Genomic DNA, 1,044 nt, shown 5'->3' with positions numbered 1-1,044 from the left:
GGCACAGGCACGAAGAAGGATTTTGGGCATTCGCGGGCTCAGATGAAGGTCGACGTTGAGGCTATCCCTCAATCCTGACCCTGATCCCGGAAGCCCGGCAACCACGGAAGGCACCGGGGAAGCTGTTGTCCCCGGCGCCTTTGTTTCGAACGCCTACGACTTCTGCAGCTCGTGCGAGCTGTCGGCGGCGGCCTGCTCCGGCGCCGCGACGAACAGGGCGTCGCCCGTGCTGGGCACCTGGGGACGCAGCGGCGCGGCCACGGACTCGTGGACCAGCGCGGGAACCGCCACGGGCTCCACGATGGCGGCGGCCTGGGCGCGCTGCGCGGCCTGCCGGCGGCGCCACACGAAGTAGCCGATGGCGGCCACGGCCAGCACGCCCATGACGGCGAACTGCCCTTCCTTGAACTTGGAGATCATCGTGTCCAGCTCGCCACCGAAGTGGAAGCCGAGCCAGATGAACACGGGCGCGGACAGCAGCGCGGCCAGGCCGTCCCAGAAGATGAAGCGCCAGTAGGACATGCCCACGGAGCCTGCGGTGAAGTACGTCACGGCGCGCACGCCCGGCATGAAGCGGGCGATGCAGACGATCTTCTGGCCGTGCTTGACGAAGAGGCCTTCCACCTTCGCGCGTTTTTCGGGTGTGACGATGCGGGCGAAGAAGCCACCGCTGCCTTCACGTCCCAGCCGCCCACCCAGCCGGCGGCCGGCGAGATAGATGAGGCTGTCGCCAACGATGATGCCCGCGAAGCCGACCACCATCATGACCGATAGGTTGGCGGCCCCCTTGTGGGCCAGGAAGCCCCCGAGGATGAGGGAGATGTCCTCCGGCAGAGGGACACCCAGTCCGCAGGCCACCAGGATGCCGAACACCGTGGCATAGGCGAAGAAGCCCTGAGAGTCGCCGAGGAGGTTGGTGAGAAGTTCTTGCACGCGTCGTCCTGTCCGTTCACGTCCGAAGGGCCCGCCCCGGCAGTCACCTGAGGCCGCCCCTCTAGCGCCCAGACATCAACCGGGCGCGGGTCGTCAAAACTCCGGGTCAAC

The 1,044-nt window shown here is 67.2% G+C and carries 1 protein-coding gene; it reads right to left on the bottom strand.

Going from position 1 to position 1,044, the window contains the following annotated elements; genetic code table 11:
* Positions 1–153: 153 nt before the first annotated feature.
* Positions 154–933, bottom strand: coding sequence for a DedA family protein (locus FL344_RS07915; RefSeq protein WP_141618075.1), 780 nt, complete (start codon positions 931–933; stop codon positions 154–156).
* Positions 934–1,044 lie beyond the last annotated feature (111 nt).

Origin of the sequence: Myxococcus sp. AB036A (assembly GCF_006547355.1) — a bacterium.
Taxonomy (GTDB): domain Bacteria; phylum Myxococcota; class Myxococcia; order Myxococcales; family Myxococcaceae; genus Myxococcus; species Myxococcus virescens.
Note: the sequence above shows the minus strand (reverse complement) of the source record. Positions and strands in the feature narration are given on the sequence as shown.